15 protein-coding genes, 1 pseudogene and 1 riboswitch are annotated in these 19383 nt (G+C 51.4%); of the genes and pseudogenes, 4 read left to right on the top strand and 12 right to left on the bottom strand.

What is annotated here, in order from left to right:
* Positions 1-18: 18 nt before the first annotated feature.
* The 5 genes and pseudogenes from hupA to nudC all read right to left on the bottom strand — a co-directional run bounded on the left by hupA (position 19) and on the right by nudC (position 3685).
* The gene (gene hupA, locus H2P46_RS15045; protein WP_193405774.1) at positions 19-291 is read right to left on the bottom strand and encodes a nucleoid-associated protein HU-alpha; all 273 of its coding nucleotides are present in this window, start codon (positions 289-291) and stop codon (positions 19-21) included.
* A gap of 188 nt (positions 292-479) precedes the next feature.
* Positions 480-1070 carry a YjaG family protein gene (locus tag H2P46_RS15040; RefSeq protein WP_193405773.1) on the bottom strand — a complete coding sequence of 197 codons (591 nt, stop codon included), beginning with the start codon at positions 1068-1070 and terminating at the stop codon, positions 480-482.
* Positions 1071-1132: 62 nt separating this feature from the next.
* Positions 1133-1801 carry a deoxyribonuclease V gene (nfi, locus tag H2P46_RS15035; protein WP_193405772.1) on the bottom strand — a complete coding sequence of 223 codons (669 nt, stop codon included), beginning with the start codon at positions 1799-1801 and terminating at the stop codon, positions 1133-1135.
* 2 nt (positions 1802-1803) lie between these two features.
* Positions 1804-2871 (bottom strand): uroporphyrinogen decarboxylase, encoded by a 1068-nt coding sequence (gene hemE, locus H2P46_RS15030; protein WP_193405771.1) that lies wholly within the window; start codon positions 2869-2871, stop codon positions 1804-1806.
* 43 nt (positions 2872-2914) lie between these two features.
* Positions 2915-3685: pseudogene (nudC, locus tag H2P46_RS15025) on the bottom strand (NAD(+) diphosphatase).
* An 89-nt stretch (positions 3686-3774) separates the two neighbouring features.
* On the opposite strand from nudC, the gene rsd reads away from it, so the two are divergent.
* The 4 genes from rsd (at position 3775) to H2P46_RS15005 (ending at position 7538) form a co-directional block, all read left to right on the top strand.
* Positions 3775-4281, top strand: a complete 507-nt coding sequence (rsd, locus tag H2P46_RS15020) for a sigma D regulator (RefSeq protein WP_193405770.1) — start codon at positions 3775-3777, stop codon at positions 4279-4281.
* Positions 4282-4371: 90 nt separating this feature from the next.
* A riboswitch (TPP riboswitch) is annotated at positions 4372-4470 on the top strand.
* An 88-nt stretch (positions 4471-4558) separates the two neighbouring features.
* The gene (gene thiC / locus H2P46_RS15015) at positions 4559-6487 is read left to right on the top strand and encodes a phosphomethylpyrimidine synthase ThiC (RefSeq protein ID WP_275092431.1); all 1929 of its coding nucleotides are present in this window, start codon (positions 4559-4561) and stop codon (positions 6485-6487) included.
* Positions 6484-7116 carry a thiamine phosphate synthase gene (gene thiE, locus H2P46_RS15010; protein ID WP_193405769.1) on the top strand — a complete coding sequence of 211 codons (633 nt, stop codon included), beginning with the start codon at positions 6484-6486 and terminating at the stop codon, positions 7114-7116. Before thiC ends, thiE begins: the two co-directional genes overlap by 4 nt.
* 197 nt (positions 7117-7313) lie before the next feature.
* Positions 7314-7538 carry a hypothetical protein gene (locus H2P46_RS15005; RefSeq protein ID WP_193405768.1) on the top strand — a complete coding sequence of 75 codons (225 nt, stop codon included), beginning with the start codon at positions 7314-7316 and terminating at the stop codon, positions 7536-7538.
* A 69-nt stretch (positions 7539-7607) separates the two neighbouring features.
* On the opposite strand, the gene rpoC is transcribed toward H2P46_RS15005, so the two are convergent.
* The 7 genes from rpoC to nusG form a co-directional block, all read right to left on the bottom strand.
* On the bottom strand, positions 7608-11831 hold the full coding sequence (gene rpoC / locus H2P46_RS15000; RefSeq protein WP_193405767.1) for a DNA-directed RNA polymerase subunit beta': 4224 nt from the start codon (positions 11829-11831) through the stop codon (positions 7608-7610).
* Between the two features lie 135 nt (positions 11832-11966).
* Entirely contained in the window at positions 11967-15995 is a 4029-nt protein-coding gene (gene rpoB, locus H2P46_RS14995) for a DNA-directed RNA polymerase subunit beta (protein WP_193405766.1), read from the bottom strand.
* A 330-nt stretch (positions 15996-16325) separates the two neighbouring features.
* Positions 16326-16688, bottom strand: a complete 363-nt coding sequence (rplL, locus tag H2P46_RS14990) for a 50S ribosomal protein L7/L12 (protein ID WP_009092660.1) — start codon at positions 16686-16688, stop codon at positions 16326-16328.
* 66 nt (positions 16689-16754) lie between these two features.
* The gene (rplJ, locus tag H2P46_RS14985) at positions 16755-17252 is read right to left on the bottom strand and encodes a 50S ribosomal protein L10 (RefSeq protein ID WP_193405765.1); all 498 of its coding nucleotides are present in this window, start codon (positions 17250-17252) and stop codon (positions 16755-16757) included.
* Positions 17253-17548: 296 nt separating this feature from the next.
* Positions 17549-18253, bottom strand: a complete 705-nt coding sequence (gene rplA / locus H2P46_RS14980; RefSeq protein WP_193405764.1) for a 50S ribosomal protein L1 — start codon at positions 18251-18253, stop codon at positions 17549-17551.
* Between the two features lie 3 nt (positions 18254-18256).
* Entirely contained in the window at positions 18257-18685 is a 429-nt protein-coding gene (gene rplK, locus H2P46_RS14975; protein WP_193405763.1) for a 50S ribosomal protein L11, read from the bottom strand.
* A 152-nt stretch (positions 18686-18837) separates the two neighbouring features.
* Complete coding sequence (nusG, locus tag H2P46_RS14970; protein WP_052902641.1) at positions 18838-19383, bottom strand: transcription termination/antitermination protein NusG; 546 nt, start codon at positions 19381-19383, stop codon at positions 18838-18840.

Below are 19383 nucleotides of genomic sequence, written 5' to 3'. Positions count from 1 at the left end.
TGACCGCAGTGCGACGACTTACTTAACGGCGTCTTTCAGCGCTTTACCAGACACGAATGCCGGTACGTTTGCTGCAGCGATTTTGATTTCTTTGCCAGTCTGCGGGTTGCGACCGGTACGCTCAGCGCGGTGGTTCACTTTAAAAGTACCAAAACCAACCAGTTGTACAGCATCACCATCTTTCAGAGACTCAGTGATCGCAGCCAGAGTAGATCCCAGCGCTGCCTTAGCTTGTGTTTTAGACAGGTCAGCTTTTTCCGCGATCACATCAATCAGTTGAGTCTTGTTCATAAGTTATCCTTAAAGTGTATTTATCGCTTGCTAAGCAACGAGTGCGAGGGAAAAGCCATATTCTGGCACTCTTCAGCCTGCACGCACCGATAGCCACAATTTTCAGCCCCCCAAATGTAGACCAGACAGGGGGCCGATGTGAAGCCTCCAGGCGCGGTAATTCGGGCCTGAAGTCACGTTTTCTCGCCTTATTGCTGGAATTTTATACCGATGTTACTGATTCCCGCTTCACGCAGGTCCGCTCGAAGTCCTTTGATCAATTCAAGGTCACGCTCTTCGCAGTCTGCGAGCAGGCGAAAAATCTCCCATTGCAGGTCCCATTCATCAATGACGGCGGGGTTTTCACGTAGCTCTTCGTCAGTCATTTCACGACCTGTCTGCGTCCTTTCCAGCATCGCTACAGTGGTGATCGAACTCTTGCTGACGTTAATCGCATGCTCCAGCGTTTCACCGCTTAACTGCGCATGCAGCACTTCACTTAACGCCACGCAGGCATCGATAGCGGGATAAATGCCATAGACCTCAAAAGCATCACCGTCAGGAATAGCGGCTTCCAGCTTTTCAAGTTGGCTGTCGAAATTGATTTTCGCGTCTTTGACCGTGAGGTTTTCCCAAATTAAATCGAGAATACGACGATAAAGCGCCGGATCGGCAAACTGCGTCTGCGCGCAAAAAGCCCCATAATTGGGAAACATGCGTTCGCAAAGACAGGCCATAAAAGTCAAATGCTGCCAGCTTTCCAGCTTCGCCAGACGCAGGTGAACGGGGTTTTGTAACATGAAGGTGGCTCTTATTCATTTAGCTGGCGGCAGTGTATCGCAAAAATGCCGCATAAACAGTGTTAAAGCGCGTTTTGCCAGCGCTGGAAAGCCGTTCGGTTTGAGGCAACGGCATCTGCCCACCGCGTAGGCTCAGGCAAACGATAGCCGCGCATACAGTTTTCTACCCAATGCAGCGCGCTGTCGAGACTCACGCGATGCCCTGTGGCAATAAACAGCGGATTGCAACGCAGCTTGCTACGCCATACCCAGCCAATTTGCTCACCTTTATCGATCAGAGGCTGACGGCTGCCTGGCTGTGCATCAACATCCTCATAACGGCCACACAAACGACGTTTTGCTACACCGATAGTGGGTACATCCACCAGCAAACCAAAATGGGATGCCACACCAAGGCGACGGGGGTGTGAAATGCCGTGGCCATCCACAAACAGCAGATCAGGCTTTTGTTCAAGCAGCTGCCAGGCCGCCAGCAGGGCTGGATATTCACGAAAGGAGAGAAAGCCTGGGATATACGGCATGGTGGTTTCAATGCGTGCGATACGGTGTTCGACCAGCTTTAAGGAGGGATACTCCAGGATGACCATAGCGGCACGCGTAACCGTGCCATCCTGCTCAAAGCCGACGTCCGCACCGCCAATAAAACGCGGCGGCAGCACGTCAAAATCATCCTCCCGCACCACATCAGCGGCACGTTGAAGTTGCTCAGCACGTAGTGCGGCGATATCCATTTTTACTCCTGATGCCAGGGTCGAGACAAGCGATGCACCGCTTCAACAAACGCACCCGCGTGTTCAGGTGGGACGTCCTGATGAATGCCGTGACCAAGGTTAAACACGTGTCCCTCACCTTTGCCAAAACCTTCCAGAATTCCGGCAACTTCCTGTTCAATGCGTGCAGGCGGTGCATACAGCATAGAAGGATCCATATTTCCCTGCAAAGCGACTTTGTCGCCTACGCGGCGGCGGGCATCACCTATATCCGTCGTCCAGTCAAGACCCAGTGCATCACAGCCAGTTTCCGCCATCGCTTCCAGCCATTGTCCCCCACCTTTAGTGAACAGGGTAATCGGTACGCGGCGACCTTCGTTTTCGTGCAGCACGCTGTCGACGATTTTATGCATGTAATAAAGTGAAAATTCGCGATAATCGCGACCGGTAAGTACACCGCCCCATGTATCGAACACCATCACCGATTGTGCCCCGGCGCGGATCTGCGCATTCAGATACAAAATGACGCTATCCGCCAGTTTATCCAGCAGCGCATGCAGAGTTGTGGGATCGGCATACATCATCTTTTTAATTTTAGTGAAAGCTTTGCTGCTGCCGCCTTCAACCATATACGTTGCCAGTGTCCAGGGGCTGCCTGAAAAGCCAATCAGCGGGACTGCGCCTTGCAGATTCTTGCGAATAGTACGCACCGCGTTCATTACATAACCCAGTTCCTGTTCTGGGTCAGGAACCGGCAGGCGTTCAACATCGGCACGGCAGGTAACAGGGTTTGAGAAGCGCGGGCCCTCACCGGCTTCAAAGTACAGGCCGAGACCCATTGCATCGGGGATGGTCAGAATATCGCTGAAAAGGATCGCTGCGTCCAGCGCATAGCGGCGTAGCGGTTGCAGCGTCACCTCACAAGCCAGCTCGGCGTTTTTACATAGCGACATAAAATCACCCGCTTCGGCGCGGGTCGCTTTGTACTCCGGTAAGTAACGCCCGGCTTGTCGCATCATCCAGACCGGTGTGACATCAACCGGCTGACGTAACAGGGCGCGCAGGTAACGATCATTCTTCAGTTCATTCATTTTAAGGCTCTCTCAATTTCAGGCGCGTAGTGTAGCACTTTCCTTATGCACCGGCGCGGCAGATGGCTACGGTGTCTTCTATCAGACGGCGCGCCACAGTGCCAGGCGGCGGTAATACTGGCAGCGCGTCATAGCGGAACCAGGCGGCATCCAGCAGCTCCTTGCCATCATGTTGCAGTTCGCCACTGTCATATTCCGCCATAAAAGCCACCATGAGCGACTGCGGAAAAGGCCAGGGTTGAGAAGCCACATAGCGTACATTTTTTACCCGCACGTTACTCTCTTCCATCACTTCACGCGCGACAGCTTGTTCCAGGGTTTCGCCCACTTCAACGAATCCCGCCAGCACGGTATAAACGTTATTGCGATGCCGCGCGTGATTCGCCAACAAAATTTCCTCACCACGCCGTATGGCAACAATGATACAGGGTGCAATTTGTGGGTAATAACGTTCACGACAATGGCTGCACAAACAGGCGAACTCAAGTTTGCTACGGTGCATTTCGTGGCCGCAATAGCCGCACCATCGATGGGAACGATAAAATTCAGCCAGCTGAACACCCCGTCCGGCAAGTTGAAATAACCCAACCTCTTCATCAATTAATTGCCGTACCGACAGCATACTCTCGGCACGCGATTCGCAGATGAGCCAGACTTTTTCACCTTGCCACTCGCCAATGACCTGACCTTTACTGCCGACTAAGCCAAACTTCTTTGCAGTTCCATGCGGCAAATCGCCCTGCGGTAGCCAAAGTTTTTGCTCATGGCTGACAACCCACCATCCAGCGTCTACGCTTTAGATCTCGCATTGCATTTTTTTCGTCATCCTTAGCGTTAAACAACACGCTGAAGTCCTGATGTTAAGTGTGTAGACAAACAACTATAACTCACATGGAGTTAGATATGCTTAACCAGTTAGACGTACTGACCGAGCGCGTAGGTGGCAGCAGCGAACTCATCGATTCGTGGCTTGAAGCCCGTCGTCAGCTCCTGGTCGCTTATTACCATTTAATAGGAATGAAACCTAACAAAGAGGCGTTAACGACGCTGGATGAACAGGCGCTGGATAATTTTTGCCACGGCTTAGTCGACTATCTTTCTGCCGGGCATTTCAGTATTTACGAGCGCGTGGTGAGCGAAATGAATGGCGACAACCCAATGATTGCTGCAGCACAGTTCTATCCGCCGCTTGAGGCAAATACTGAACGTCTGATGCAGATCTATGATGGTCACTTACAGCAATCGATTGACGATGATAACTGCATGACTTTCCAGCAAGCCCTGTCTGAAGTGGGGGAAGTCCTGGAAGCACGCTTCACGCTGGAAGATAAATTGATTCAACTCACATGGGATCACCAGCTGGCGCGCCCACCGGTAGCTAACGATAATCACCTCACTCGCCCCGCTTAGCGTTAAGCGCATGTAAATATCTTGTGATTATCTATCAGCCCTTCTATGCTGGATGGGTTTTGACGACGAAAGTCTGATAAACCCGTTTTTAATTTCTTGTCGGAGTGCCTTAGGGCTGAGACCGTTCATTCGGGATCCGCGGAACCTGACCAGGTTAGAACCTGCTTAGGGAACAAGAGTAAATTTTATCCGTACGCTGGCAACACGTTGTCCACCGTATCGCTTACTCCTTCCGAACTCCGGACAAGCAACGTTCCCCTTTAACTGGAAAATTGCTATGTCTATGTCGAAAACCAACCGTCGCGAACAACGTGCCCAGGCGCAGAAATTTATAGATTCACTACAGGGCGGCAACGCATTCCCTAACTCTAAACGCATTTGGATCACTGGCAGCCGTAATGACATTCGCGTGCCAATGCGCGAAATACAGCTCAGCCCAACCCTGGCGGGCGGAAGCAAAGATAATCCTCGTTATGAAGACAACGAAGCGGTGCCCGTGTATGACACTGCGGGTGCCTACGGCGATCCCGAGGCGCAAATTGATGTACACCGCGGCCTTGAAAAGCTGCGTGCGGGCTGGATTACCGAACGCAATGACAGTGAAAACCTCGGGCAAACAAGCTCAACCTACACCCAACAGCGCCTGGCCGATGACGGTCTCGATCATCTGCGTTTCGAGCATTTGCCCAAACCACGTCGTGCCAGAGCGGGCCGCTGTGTGACGCAGCTGCATTATGCACGTCAGGGCATCATCACACCTGAGATGGAATATATTGCGCTGCGCGAAAATATGGGTCGCGAGCGTATTCGTGGCGATGTGTTGCTGCAACAGCACGCAGGACACAGCTTTGATGCGCACCTGCCAGAAAATATTACCCCCGAGTTTGTCCGACAGGAAGTCGCCGACGGTCGCGCCATTATTCCCGCCAATATCAATCATCCTGAATCGGAACCAATGATCATTGGCCGCAACTTCCTGGTGAAGGTGAACGCCAATATTGGTAATTCAGCGGTTACGTCTTCGATCGAAGAAGAAGTGGAAAAGCTGGTCTGGTCGACTCGTTGGGGAGCCGACACGGTAATGGATCTTTCCACCGGGCGTTATATCCATGAAACCCGTGAATGGATCCTGCGTAACAGCCCGGTTCCGATTGGTACCGTGCCCATTTATCAGGCGCTGGAAAAAGTAAATGGCGTGGCAGAGGACCTTAACTGGGAAATTTTCCGCGACACGTTGCTGGAGCAAGCCGAGCAAGGCGTTGACTATTTCACCATCCATGCCGGCGTGTTGTTGCGTTACGTGCCGATGACTGCCAAACGCCTGACCGGTATTGTTTCGCGTGGCGGCTCGATTATGGCTAAATGGTGTTTATCGCATCACAAAGAGAGTTTTCTTTATCAGCATTTCCGTGACATCTGTGAAATCTGTGCCGCCTATGACGTTTCGCTGTCGCTGGGCGATGGCTTGCGGCCCGGCTCGATTCAGGATGCCAACGACGAAGCGCAATTTGCCGAACTGCATACGTTAGGTGAGCTGACGAAGATCGCCTGGGAATATGATGTTCAGGTGATGATTGAAGGTCCGGGGCATGTACCCATGCAGATGATTCGTCGCAACATGACGGAGCAGCTGGTGCACTGCCATGAAGCGCCGTTTTACACCCTCGGTCCACTCACGACTGACATCGCACCGGGATACGATCATTTCACTTCAGGTATTGGTGCAGCAATGATTGGCTGGTTTGGCTGTGCGATGCTGTGTTACGTCACGCCAAAAGAGCACCTTGGTCTGCCAAATAAAGAAGACGTGAAGCAAGGTTTAATCACTTATAAGATTGCCGCCCATGCCGCCGATCTCGCGAAAGGTCATCCCGGCGCGCAGATCCGTGATAACGCCATGTCTAAAGCGCGTTTTGAATTTCGCTGGGAAGATCAGTTTAATCTGGCACTGGACCCCCATACGGCACGGGCTTATCACGATGAAACGCTGCCGCAAGAATCCGGCAAAGTGGCACATTTTTGCTCTATGTGCGGCCCCAAATTCTGTTCGATGAAAATTACACAGGAAGTGCGCGACTACGCCGCACGTCAGGAAGCCGCCGCACAGCCGATTGAAATTGGCATGGCAAAAATGTCCGATACTTTTCGCAGCCGTGGAGGAGAACTTTACCACTCTGCGGACGCTATTCAGGAGGAGAAAATATGAATGCATTTCCCGCAACCGCGCCGCGCTTAGGGCTTTATCCGGTAGTTGATAACGTAGAGTGGATTGAGCGGCTGCTGCAGGCTGGCGTGCGCACCATTCAGCTACGGATTAAAGATCAACCTAACGAGGTGGTGGAACCGGCTATCGCTCAGGCTATTGCGCTGGGTAAACGCTATCGCGCACGCCTTTTCATCAATGATTACTGGCGACTGGCGATCAAACATCACGCCTATGGCGTGCATCTTGGGCAGGAAGATCTGGATGTTGCGAACCTTGAACTGATTAATCAGGCAGGATTACGCTTAGGCATTTCGACGCACGATGATACTGAGCTGGATCGTGCCCTGGCTTTGCGTCCCTCTTACATTGCGCTCGGGCATATCTTTCCTACGCAAACAAAAGAAATGCCTTCTGCGCCGCAGGGCTTAACCGAACTGAAACGTCATCTGGCGCGCTTGCAGGATATTTCCACCGTGGCGATTGGCGGCATCAGCATCGCGCGAGCCCCTGATGTGCTGGCAACTGGCGTGGGTAGCATCGCGGTAGTTAGTGCGATTACAGAAGCTGCTGACTGGCAGGAAGCAACACGTACTTTGCTGGCGTTGGCCGAACCTGAAACCGTTAATTAACGCGGTAATGGAACGCGCCTCCACATTCGCGTATTTACTGCTGCAATTGTGGATTTAAAGCTGGGAAGCCGTGCACAGTGATGAAGCTCGTCACTGGCGCGGCTTGTTTGTTCTGAGTAACGTTGCTCCCGTCAGGCAAGCTTCGCCTGTCCAGGGCCGGTTCCCTCCTCTTTCTGGCCCTGTTTCTCTCCCCGTTCATGGCTAGTATTCTTGCTCAGGATTATCTGTTTCACTGCCACACTCAACAGGAGCAATGCTTGCCCGGTGTTGTTGGCCAGCGGTCGTTCACGAGACAGTTAACAGACGATGACGATCGCAAAGTGGAAATGGATAACAGGCTGGATATGTGGCTCACGCAGCGGGTGAAGACTGGACAGCAAAAGCTTTGGTATCGTTATTCACAGCAGCCTCAATGGCGATAAGTGAAATAGGCTAAATGAAAGACATAAAAAAACCCTGCCAGGCAGGGTTTTTTATTACATGACTAACGATTATTCGTCGTTATTACCACCGAGACCAGCATTCAACAGCTCAGCCAGGCTCGCTGAGGCTTCATCCGCAGTCACTTGCGGTACAGCCTGGACTTCGCCTACCTGACGGCGACGCATACGATCCTGATGATAAGCGTAACCCGTACCGGCCGGGATCAGACGACCCACAATGACGTTCTCTTTCAGGCCACGCAATTCGTCGCGTTTGCCCGCAACGGCTGCTTCGGTCAGGACACGTGTTGTCTCCTGGAACGATGCGGCAGAGATAAACGACTCGGTTGCCAGTGATGCTTTGGTGATACCCAGCAGGTCACGTGCAAAGGTTGCAGCAACTTTTCCGTTCGCTTCCAGTTCGCGGTTAGCGATCTTGATGCGAGAAAACTCTGCTTGTTCACCTTCCAGGAACTCGGTGCTACCCGCGCTCATGATGGTCGCTTTACGCAGCATCTGACGAACGATAACTTCGATGTGCTTATCGTTAATCTTAACGCCCTGCAAACGGTAAACGTCCTGCACTTCGTTAGTGATATAACGCGTCACCGCATGAACGCCACGCAAGCGCAGAATGTCATGTGGTGATTCTGGGCCATCGGAAACTACGTCACCACGCTCAACACGTTCACCTTCGAACACGTTCAGCTGACGCCATTTCGGAATCATCTCTTCGTATGGATCGCTACCATCAACCGGTGTGATCACCAGGCGACGCTTACCTTTAGTCTCTTTACCGAAGGAGATGATACCGCTAATCTCCGCCAGGATAGCTGGCTCTTTCGGACGACGCGCTTCAAACAAGTCAGCAACGCGTGGCAGACCACCGGTAATATCCTTAGTACCGCCGGATTCCTGTGGAACACGCGCCAGCGTGTCACCGGAACTGATTTTCACGCCATCTTCCAGCTGAACAATCGCTTTGCCCGGCAGGAAGTACTGAGCTGGCATGTCAGTGCCGGGGATCAGGACATCATCGCCGTTAGCATCAACAATTTTCAGCGCAGGACGCAGATCTTTACCGCCCGACGTACGTTCGGCGCTGTCCAGTACCACCAGCGATGACAGACCCGTTAAGTCATCTGTCTGACGCGTAATGGTCTGGCCATCGATCATGTCAGTGAAGCGAATGAAACCGCCCACTTCAGTGATAACCGGCATAGTATGCGGATCCCAGTTCGCTACTGTTTCGCCTGCAGCAACCTGCTCACCGTCACCTTTCGCCATGGTGGCACCATAAGGCACTTTATAGCTTTCTTTGGTGCGGCCAAATTCGTCGATCATTTTCAGTTCGACGTTACGCGAGGTGATTACCAGCTTGCCAGCGGAGTTGGTTACCGACTTCGCGTTGGTCAGCTTGATAGTACCTTTGTTCTTCACCTGAATGCTGGATTCAGCTGCCGCACGTGATGCCGCACCACCGATGTGGAAGGTACGCATCGTCAGCTGTGTACCTGGCTCACCGATGGACTGCGCAGCAATAACACCGATCGCTTCACCTTTATTGATGATGTGACCACGTGCCAGATCGCGACCGTAGCAATGTGCACACACGCCAAAGTCGGTTTCACAACCAACGACAGAACGTACTTTCACGCTGTCGACGGAATTCAGTTCCAATACGTCACACCAATGCTCATCGAGCAGCGTGTTACGTGGCACCAGAATGTCAGCAGTACCCGGCTTCAACACATCTTCTGCAGTCACACGACCCAGAACACGCTCACGCAGCGGCTCTTTAACATCGCCGCCTTCAATGACCGGCGTCATCATGATGCCTTCGTGCGTACCGCAATCGTCTTCGGTAACCACCAGATCCTGCGCAACGTCAACCAGACGACGCGTCAGATAACCGGAGTTAGCGGTTTTCAGTGCGGTATCCGCAAGACCTTTACGCGCACCGTGCGTTGAGATGAAGTACTGGAGTACGTTCAGGCCTTCGCGGAAATTCGCCGTGATGGGTGTTTCAATGATCGAGCCATCCGGCTTCGCCATCAAACCACGCATACCCGCCAGCTGACGAATCTGAGCAGCAGAACCACGCGCACCAGAGTCGGCCATCATAAAGATGCTGTTAAAAGAAACCTGTTTCTCTTCTTCGCCGTCACGGTTAATCACGGTTTCAGTTGAGAGGTTTTCCATCATCGCTTTCGCTACACGCTCGTTCGCAGCAGCCCAGATATCGATGACTTTGTTATAACGTTCACCTGCGGTAACCAGACCAGACTGGAACTGCTCTTGAATTTCAGCCACTTCGGCTTCAGCTTCAGAGATAATTTCCACTTTCTTGGCCGGAATAACCATGTCGTCAATACCAACAGACGCACCTGAACGGGCCGCGTAAGCGAAACCGGTGTACATGGTCTGGTCAGCAAAGATAACGGTCGGCTTCAGCCCCAAAATGCGGTAACAGGTGTTCAGCATTTTGGAAATAGCTTTTTTACCCAGCGCCTGGTTGACGATGGAGTAAGGCAGACCTTGCGGCACAATCATCCACAGAATCGCACGACCAATAGTGGTGTCGATAATGCTGGTTTTTGCAACGAATTCGTCTTGCTCGTTTTTGCTGTATTCAGTGATACGCACTTTAACGCGCGCATGCAGCTCGGCCTGGCCAGCGCGGTAAACACGCTCAGCTTCTTTCGGGCCGGTCAGCACCATGCCTTCACCTTTGGCATTCACTTTGTCACGGGTCATATAGTACAGACCCAAAACAACGTCCTGTGAAGGAACGATGATTGGCTCACCGTTCGCTGGCGACAGAATGTTGTTGGTCGACATCATCAGCGCACGCGCTTCCAGCTGGGCTTCCAGCGTCAGCGGTACGTGAACAGCCATCTGGTCACCATCGAAGTCGGCGTTATAGGCCGCACAAACCAGCGGGTGCAGCTGGATAGCTTTACCTTCGATCAGAACCGGTTCAAATGCCTGGATACCCAGACGGTGCAGTGTTGGTGCACGGTTCAGCAGCACTGGGTGTTCGCGGATGACTTCGTCCAGGATATCCCAAACTACGGCTTCTTCACGCTCAACCATTTTCTTCGCGGCTTTGATGGTGGTGGCCAGACCACGCAGTTCCAGCTTGCCGTAAATGAATGGTTTGAACAGCTCCAGTGCCATTTTCTTCGGCAGACCGCACTGATGCAGGCGCAGGTATGGACCCACGGTGATAACCGAACGACCAGAGTAGTCGACACGTTTACCCAGCAGGTTCTGACGGAAACGACCCTGCTTACCTTTGATCATGTCAGCCAGCGACTTCAGCGGACGCTTTTTAGAACCCGTGATCGCCCGACCGCGACGGCCGTTGTCCAGCAAGGCATCGACCGCTTCCTGCAGCATACGCTTTTCGTTGCGCACGATGATGTCTGGTGCAGCCAGATCTAACAGACGCTTCAAACGGTTGTTACGGTTGATCACGCGACGATACAGATCGTTCAGATCTGACGTTGCGAAACGACCACCGTCCAGCGGCACCAGCGGACGCAGATCTGGCGGCAACACAGGCAGCACAGTCAGAATCATCCATTCAGGCTTGTTACCTGATTGAACGAACGCTTCCAGCAATTTGATACGCTTGGTCAGCTTTTTACGCTTGGTTTCAGAGTTAGTTTCGTTCAGCTCTTCACGCAGCTGCTCGCACTCTTGCTCCAAATCCATGTTTTTCAGCAATGCCTGGATCGCTTCGGCGCCCATTTTAGCGTCGAACTCATCACCAAATTCTTCCAGCGCATCCAGATATTGCTCTTCAGTCAGAATCTGACGCTTTTCGAGGTTGGTCATACCACCTTCGATAACAACGTAAGATTCAAAGTACAATACGCGCTCGATATCACGTAAAGGCATATCCAGCAGCAAACCGATACGTGACGGCAGTGATTTCAGGAACCAGATATGCGCAGTCGGCGAAGCCAGTTCAATATGGCCCATGCGCTCACGACGCACTTTAGTTTGGGTGACTTCAACCCCACACTTCTCACAGATCACACCGCGATGCTTCAGGCGCTTGTACTTGCCGCATAAGCATTCGTAGTCTTTTACCGGCCCGAAAATACGGGCACAGAACAGACCGTCGCGCTCTGGTTTGAAGGTACGGTAGTTAATGGTTTCCGGCTTTTTCACTTCACCGAAAGACCAGGAACGGATCATGTCTGGCGAAGCCAGCGCAATTTTGATCGCATCAAACTCTTCGGTTTTAGTTTGCGCTTTCAGAAACTTAAGTAAGTCTTTCACGGATTAGCTCCCGTCGAAGTGAGACTCTCAGGGGCGTTCAACCGAAATTGAACGCCCCATAACCAGTACAATTGCGAGCGCTTAAACCCGACATCTTACAAGCCGCGCATAGATAACCGCGGCTTAAATGCAGGGTTACTCGTCTTCCAGCTCGATGTTGATACCCAGCGAGCGAATCTCTTTCAACAGTACGTTGAAGGATTCTGGCATGCCCGGTTCCATCTGATGATTGCCGTCTACGATGTTTTTATACATCTTAGTACGACCGTTCACGTCATCAGACTTAACGGTGAGCATTTCCTGCAGAGTATATGCAGCGCCATATGCTTCCAGCGCCCACACTTCCATCTCACCGAAGCGCTGACCACCGAACTGTGCCTTACCACCCAGCGGCTGCTGAGTAACCAGGCTGTAGGAACCGGTAGAACGCGCATGCATCTTGTCATCAACCAGGTGGTTGAGTTTCAGCATGTACATATAACCTACGGTTACCTGACGTTCGAACTGCTCACCGGTACGACCATCAAACAAGGTAATCTGACCGGATGAAGGCAAGCCGCCGAGCTGTAATAGCTCTTTGATCTCGCTCTCTTTCGCGCCGTCAAATACTGGCGTCGCAATTGGCATACCTTTTTTCAGGTTCTCAGCTAAGCGTAGAACTTCGTCATCGCTAAAGGTGTTCAGGTCAACTTTCTGACGCACATCAGTGCCCAGATCATAAGCACGCTGGATGAACTCGCGCAGTTTCGCGACTTCTTCCTGCTTCTTCAGCATGGCGTTGATCTTCTCACCGATGCCTTTTGCCGCCATACCCAGGTGGGTTTCAAGGATCTGACCGATGTTCATACGCGATGGTACGCCCAGTGGGTTCAGTACGATGTCGACCGGCGTACCGTTCTCATCGTAAGGCATATCTTCGATCGGGTTGATCTTGGAGATAACACCTTTGTTCCCGTGACGACCAGCCATCTTGTCACCCGGTTGGATCTGACGTTTAACGGCCAGGTAAACCTTAACGATTTTCAGCACACCTGGAGCCAAATCATCGCCCTGGGTGATCTTACGGCGCTTACCTTCGAGTTTTTTCTCAAACTCGTGCTTCAGCTCGTCGTACTGCTCAGCCAGCTGTTCCAACTGGTTTTGTCTGGCTTCATCAGTCAGACCCAGTTCCAACCAACGCTCACGCGGCAGTTTGTCCAGCTTGTCAGCTTCAACGCCACCCGAAATCAGCACCGCCTGGATACGGCTGAACAGGCCCGCTTCGAGGATTTTCAGTTCTTCAGACAGGTCTTTTTTGGCCTGCTTCAGCTGCATCTCTTCGATTTCCAGCGCACGCTTGTCTTTCTCCACGCCATCGCGGGTAAAGACCTGAACATCAATAACGGTGCCTGAAACGCCATTCGGTACGCGCAGTGACGAATCTTTTACGTCAGAGGCTTTTTCACCAAAAATAGCGCGCAACAGTTTTTCTTCTGGCGTTAGCTGGGTTTCACCTTTTGGTGTCACTTTACCCACCAGAATATCGCCACCGGTCACTTCTGCACCGATATAAACGATACCGGATTCATCCAGTTTAGAAAGCGCAGCTTCACCCACATTAGGAATATCAGCAGTGATCTCTTCCGGCCCCAGCTTGGTGTCACGAGACACACACGCCAGCTCCTGGATATGGATGGTGGTGAAGCGATCTTCCTGAACCACACGCTCGGAGACCAAAATGGAGTCTTCGAAGTTGTAACCGTTCCATGGCATGAACGCTACGCGCATGTTCTGGCCCAGCGCCAGTTCACCGAGATCGGTAGACGGGCCATCTGCCAACACGTCGCCGCGTTCAACCGGCTCGTTCAGCGACACACAAGGCATCTGATTGATGCAGGTGTTCTGGTTAGAACGGGTATATTTGGTCAGGTTGTAAATATCGATGCCGGCTTCGCCTGCATGCATTTCGTCTTCGTTAACTTTGATAACGATACGAGAAGCATCAACGTACTGAACGGTACCACCACGTTTCGCTACCGCAGTAACACCAGAGTCAACCGCAACCGCGCGCTCCATACCCGTACCCACCAGCGGCTTGTCAGCGCGCAACGTTGGAACGGCCTGACGTTGCATGTTCGCACCCATCAAGGCGCGGTTAGCATCATCGTGCTCAAGGAATGGGATCAGTGATGCACCGACAGAAACCACCTGCTGAGTGGAAACGTCCATGTAGTCAACCTGATCACGACTAAACAAGCTCGATTCACCTTTGCTACGGCAGGTTACCAGATCATCAACAAACGCGCCGTTATCATCAAGCTGGGCGTTCGCCTGAGCGATAACATAATTCCCCTCTTCGATAGCCGAGAGGTAATGGATTTCATCAGAAACCACACTGTCGATAACGCGACGATAAGGCGTTTCCAGGAAGCCATACTCGTTAGTCTGCGCATAAACAGATAAAGAGTTGATCAGACCGATGTTCGGGCCTTCCGGCGTTTCGATTGGGCAAACACGACCGTAGTGCGTTGGGTGTACGTCACGCACTTCAAAGCCGGCACGCTCACGCGTCAAGCCGCCTGGGCCGAGGGCAGAAATACGGCGCTTATGCGTAATTTCTGACAACGGGTTGTTCTGATCCATAAACTGTGACAGCTGACTTGAACCGAAGAACTCTTTCACCGCGGCCGAAATTGGCTTAGCGTTGATCATGTCCTGCGGCATCAAGGTGTCAAGATCGCCCAGAGAAAGACGCTCTTTAACGGCGCGTTCAACACGCACCAGTCCAACGCGGAACTGGTTTTCAGCCATTTCACCCACTGAACGAATACGACGGTTACCGAGGTGGTCAATATCGTCCACTTCGCCTTTACCGTTACGGATGTCGATCAGCTTTTTCATCACGTCGATGATGTCTTCTTTGCTCAGGATGCCTGAACCTTCGATTTCATCACGCAGCAATGAACGGTTAAATTTCATGCGGCCTACGGCAGAGAGATCGTAACGATCTTCAGAGAAGAACAGGTTTTCAAACAGGTTCTCTGCGGCTTCACGCGTTGGCGGTTCACCAGGACGCATCATACGATAGATCTCAACCAGCGCACTGAGGCGATCATTGGTTGGGTCAACACGCAGCGTCTCGGAGATATAAGGACCGTGATCCAGATCGTTAGTAAACAGCGTTTCAATACGTTTGTGACCGGCCTGACTCAATTTAGCCAGCAGATCCAGTGACAGCTCCATATTGGCAGCAATAATCAGCTCGCCAGTGCTCTCATCAATGTAATCTTTAGAAACGACTTTACCCGCGATGTACTCGACCGGCACTTCAATGTGCTGAATGCCATCTTTTTCCAGCTGACGGATGTGGCGAGCAGTAATGCGACGCGCTTTCTCAACGTAAACCGTGCCGTTTGCTTCAATATCGAAGGTGGCGGTTTCACCGCGCAGGCGCTCAGGCACCAGTTCCATCTGCAGCTTGTTGTCACGAATTTCAAACACCACTTTCTCGAAGAAAATATCGAGAATTTGTGCAGTTGTGTATTGCAACGCGCGCAGAATAATACTGGCCGGCAGCTTACGACGACGGTCAATACGAACAAAAAGATTGTCTTTCGGGTCAAACTCGAAGTCGAGCCATGAACCGCGGTAAGGGATGATACGTGCGTTATACAGCACTTTACCCGATGAGTGGGTTTTACCCTTGTCGCTGTCGAAGAACACGCCAGGACTACGGTGCAGCTGAGAAACGATAACACGCTCAGTACCGTTGATAACAAAGGTACCGTTATCGGTCATGAGTGGAATTTCACCCATGTACACTTCTTGTTCTTTAATGTCTTTTACGGTGCCTTCTGGCGCTTCGCGCTCATAGATCACCAGACGTAATTTCACGCGCAGCGGTGCCGAATAGGTCACGCCACGAATCTGACACTCTTTTACGTCAAAGACAGGTTCACCCAGGCGATAGCTTACATACTGCAACTCAGAATTGCCGCTGTAGCTCGCGATTGGGAAGACGGAACGGAATGCAGCTTCCAGTCCGTACTGACCTTCTGGATCTTGTTCGATAAACTTCTGGAACGAATCAAGCTGGATAGAAAGGAGATAAGGTATGTCCAAAACTTGTGGACGTTTACCAAAATCCTTACGAATACGTTTTTTCTCGGTATAGGAGTAAACCATAGGGTTCCTCAGCTAGCTGACAAGTCGACCCACGCTGTCCGTCCTGAAAGGACAGTTCATGCAACACGATTTTGTTTGTTTCACAGCCTGCGCAGCAGGTTGTGCAATACCTCTTTCTATCACGCTTAAATCATTTCATCGCTTTTGCGTGGGCAGGGAACCCGCACAGGAAAGCGGTATATTAAGTCGTCGATAGAGAAAGATATTGAAGAGCAACAATGGTCAAACAGTGTGAAACCCCATTGAGGCCCTGGAGCGCAAAAAGGCTGGTGACCAAAAAGCCACCAGCCATCAGTCTGAAATTACTCAGACCGCAACCCGAAGGTTGTCTTACTTAACTTCAACTTCAGCGCCAGCTTCTTTCAGAGCAGCTTCAAGCGCAGCTGCGTCGTCTTTGCTGATGCCTTCTTTGATTACGCCAGTTGCTTCAACCAGATCTTTGGCTTCTTTCAGGCCCAGACCCGTTGCGGTACGAACGGCTTTGATAACAGCAACTTTGTTCGCGCCAACAGCTTTCAGCACAACGTCGAATTCAGTTTTTTCTTCAACAGCTTCAGCTGGGCCAGCAGCAACAGCTACAGCAGCAGCAGCAGAAACGCCGAATTTTTCTTCCATAGCAGAAACCAGCTCAACTACTTCCATTACGGACATAGCAGCAACGGCTTCCAGAATTTGGTCTTTAGTGATAGACATGACAATTGTTCCTAAGAATCAGAAAAAGTTTATACGTTAGCAAGTACGAAGAAAAAGAATATGGCCTTAAGCCGCTTCTTTCGCATCGCGAACAGCAGCCAGAGTGCGGACCAGTTTGCCTGCAGCGGCTTCTTTCATGGTCGACATCAGACGTGCCAGTGTTTCTTCGTAAGTCGGCAGCGTTGCCAGACGGTCAATATTGGCCGCCGTGATCAGCTCACCTTCAAAGGCCGCAGCTTTGACCTCAAATTTTGCATTCGCTTTCGCGAAATCTTTGAACAAACGAGCAGCAGCGCCCGGGTGTTCCATAGAATATGCAATCAGGGTCGGACCAACAAACGTGTCTTTCAGGCACTCAAACTGAGTACCTTCAACGACGCGGCGCAGCAGGGTGTTACGAACAACACGCATGTAAACGCCAGCTTCACGACCTGCTTTACGCAGTTCGGTCATTTTATCAACGGTAACGCCACGGGAATCCGCAACAACCGCTGAAAGCGCACCTTTGGCTACTTCGCTGACTTCAGCAACAATCGCTTGTTTGTCTTGAAGATTTAATGCCATTAGCTTTTGCTCCTGGATTTGACCGGAGAAGGATTTCTCCGGAACTCACTTCACTTACTTACCCAAAGGAAAATAAGCGCTATTACACGGTGAGCAGAATCCAGCTAAGAAAAATTTCTTTTGGTTCTGTCACCGTCTACGCAGGGGATTAAGCCTTACACTGGAAAATGTGCGGCTCCTGCGGTCTTGGACGGAGGCCAGGATAAGGCCTGGCTCCAACCTAAATACTTTGGCATGCTTAAAAGCATAACGGGCGTAAGATTCTAGGCGAATTTTTCACCCGTTTCAAGCATCAATTAGTTTGCTGTTGCGCTTAAACCCGCCTGGTCGATGGCAACGCCAGCGCCCATGGTAGTGGAGAGGCTAACTTTCTTGATATACACGCCTTTCGCCTGAGATGGTTTTGCTTTTTTCAGCGCAACCAGCAGAGATTCCAGGTTTTCTTTCAATTTGTCAGCGTCAAAGTCCACTTTACCAATGGTGGTGTGGATGATGCCGTTTTTATCGTTACGATAACGAACCTGACCCGCTTTAGCGTTCTTAACCGCTTCTGCAACGTTAGGTGTTACGGTACCAACTTTCGGGTTTGGCATCAGGCCACGTGGGCCCAGAATCTGGCCCAACTGGCCTACAACGCGCATTGCATCCGGAGAAGCAATTACAACGTCAAAATTCATTTCGCCTTTTTTGATCTGCTCAGCCAGATCTTCCATACCTACCAGCTCAGCGCCAGCTGCTTTAGCAGCTTCAGCGTTTGCGCCCTGGCTAAAGACGGCTACGCGTACTGAACGGCCAGTACCATGCGGCAGCACAGTCGCGCCACGTACGTTCTGATCTGATTTACGCGCGTCGATGCCCAGGTTAACTGCAACGTCAACGCTTTCTACGAATTTAGCCGTAGCCAGTTCTTTCAGCAGAGCAACGGCTTCAGAGATGTCATACTGTTTAGTCGCGTCCACTTTGTCGCGGATTACGCTCATGCGCTTGGTCAGCTTAGCCATTTCTTAATCCTCTACTACCAGGCCCATGGAACGAGCAGTACCTTCGATGGAGCGAGTCATCGCTTCAACGTCTGCACCAGTCATGTCCGCAGCTTTAGTTTCTGCGATTTCACGTACCTGAGTACGGGTTACTTTACCGACTTTTTCTTTATTCGGCTTGCCAGAACCAGACTTGATGCCTGCTGCTTTTTTCAGCAGAACGGCCGCTGGAGGCGTTTTAGTAACGAAAGTGAAAGAGCGGTCACTGTAGACAGTGATAACAACAGGAATCGGCAGACCTTTTTCCAAAGATTCTGTTTTAGCGTTGAACGCTTTACAAAATTCCATGATGTTAACACCCTGCTGACCCAGAGCTGGACCAACCGGTGGACTTGGGTTCGCCATACCAGCTGCGACTTGCAGCTTAACGTAGGCTTGTACTTTCTTAGCCATGACATTTCCTCAAATGGGTTTTAGCGCCTGGATCGACAGGCTTCCCGTGATAACAATTCACACGCTATTGACTAGCGCATAAAAACAAAAGGCGCGAAATTGTAGTGAAATTTCGCGCCTACTGCAATAGCTAAATTTTGAGCAGAAAAAGATTAGCCTTTTTCTACCTGACCGAAGTCGAGTTCAACCGGGGTAGCACGTCCAAAAATCGAGACGGACACTTTCAGGCGACTCTTTTCGTAATCAACTTCTTCGACAACACCGTTAAAGTCTGCAAACGGACCATCACTAACGCGGACCATTTCACCTGGCTCAAACAGCGTTTTCGGACGCGGTTTATCACCAACCTGCTGTAGGCGGTTCATTATCGCATCAACTTCTTTGTCACTAATAGGTGCTGGACGGTCAGACGTTCCGCCAATGAAACCCATTACGCGAGGGACACTGCGTACAAGGTGCCAACTGGCATCGTTCATAACCATCTGCACGAGAACATAACCTGGGAAAAACTTGCGCTCGCTTTTACGACGCTGACCACCACGGATCTCAACCACTTCTTCGGTTGGAACCATGACGTCGCCAAACAGTTCTTCCATGTTATGCAATTTGATGTGCTCACGTAACGACTGCGCTACGCGGCCTTCAAAGCCGGAAAACGCCTGCACGACGTACCAGCGTTTTTTTGGAGCTTCAGACAT

Origin of the sequence: Mixta mediterraneensis (assembly GCF_014946725.1) — a bacterium.
GTDB lineage: Bacteria > Pseudomonadota > Gammaproteobacteria > Enterobacterales > Enterobacteriaceae > Pantoea > Pantoea mediterraneensis.
The sequence above is the reverse complement of the archived record's forward strand: the minus strand, read 5'-3'. Positions and strand labels throughout refer to the sequence as shown.

Excerpts from the sequence above, each read along its gene's own strand:
- hupA (WP_193405774.1), bottom strand. The coding sequence starts at position 291 with ATGAACAAGACTCAACTGATTGATGTGATCGCGGAAAAAGCTGACCTG.
- H2P46_RS15040 (WP_193405773.1), bottom strand. The coding sequence starts at position 1,070 with ATGTTACAAAACCCCGTTCACCTGCGTCTGGCGAAGCTGGAAAGCTGG.
- nfi (WP_193405772.1), bottom strand. The coding sequence starts at position 1,801 with ATGGATATCGCCGCACTACGTGCTGAGCAACTTCAACGTGCCGCTGAT.
- hemE (WP_193405771.1), bottom strand. The coding sequence starts at position 2,871 with ATGAATGAACTGAAGAATGATCGTTACCTGCGCGCCCTGTTACGTCAG.
- rsd (WP_193405770.1), top strand. The coding sequence starts at position 3,775 with ATGCTTAACCAGTTAGACGTACTGACCGAGCGCGTAGGTGGCAGCAGC.
- thiC (WP_275092431.1), top strand. The coding sequence starts at position 4,559 with ATGTCTATGTCGAAAACCAACCGTCGCGAACAACGTGCCCAGGCGCAG.
- thiE (WP_193405769.1), top strand. The coding sequence starts at position 6,484 with ATGAATGCATTTCCCGCAACCGCGCCGCGCTTAGGGCTTTATCCGGTA.
- H2P46_RS15005 (WP_193405768.1), top strand. The coding sequence starts at position 7,314 with ATGGCTAGTATTCTTGCTCAGGATTATCTGTTTCACTGCCACACTCAA.
- rpoB (WP_193405766.1), bottom strand. The coding sequence starts at position 15,995 with ATGGTTTACTCCTATACCGAGAAAAAACGTATTCGTAAGGATTTTGGT.
- rplL (WP_009092660.1), bottom strand. The coding sequence starts at position 16,688 with ATGTCTATCACTAAAGACCAAATTCTGGAAGCCGTTGCTGCTATGTCC.
- rplJ (WP_193405765.1), bottom strand. The coding sequence starts at position 17,252 with ATGGCATTAAATCTTCAAGACAAACAAGCGATTGTTGCTGAAGTCAGC.
- rplA (WP_193405764.1), bottom strand. The coding sequence starts at position 18,253 with ATGGCTAAGCTGACCAAGCGCATGAGCGTAATCCGCGACAAAGTGGAC.
- rplK (WP_193405763.1), bottom strand. The coding sequence starts at position 18,685 with ATGGCTAAGAAAGTACAAGCCTACGTTAAGCTGCAAGTCGCAGCTGGT.
- nusG (WP_052902641.1), bottom strand. The coding sequence starts at position 19,383 with ATGTCTGAAGCTCCAAAAAAACGCTGGTACGTCGTGCAGGCGTTTTCC.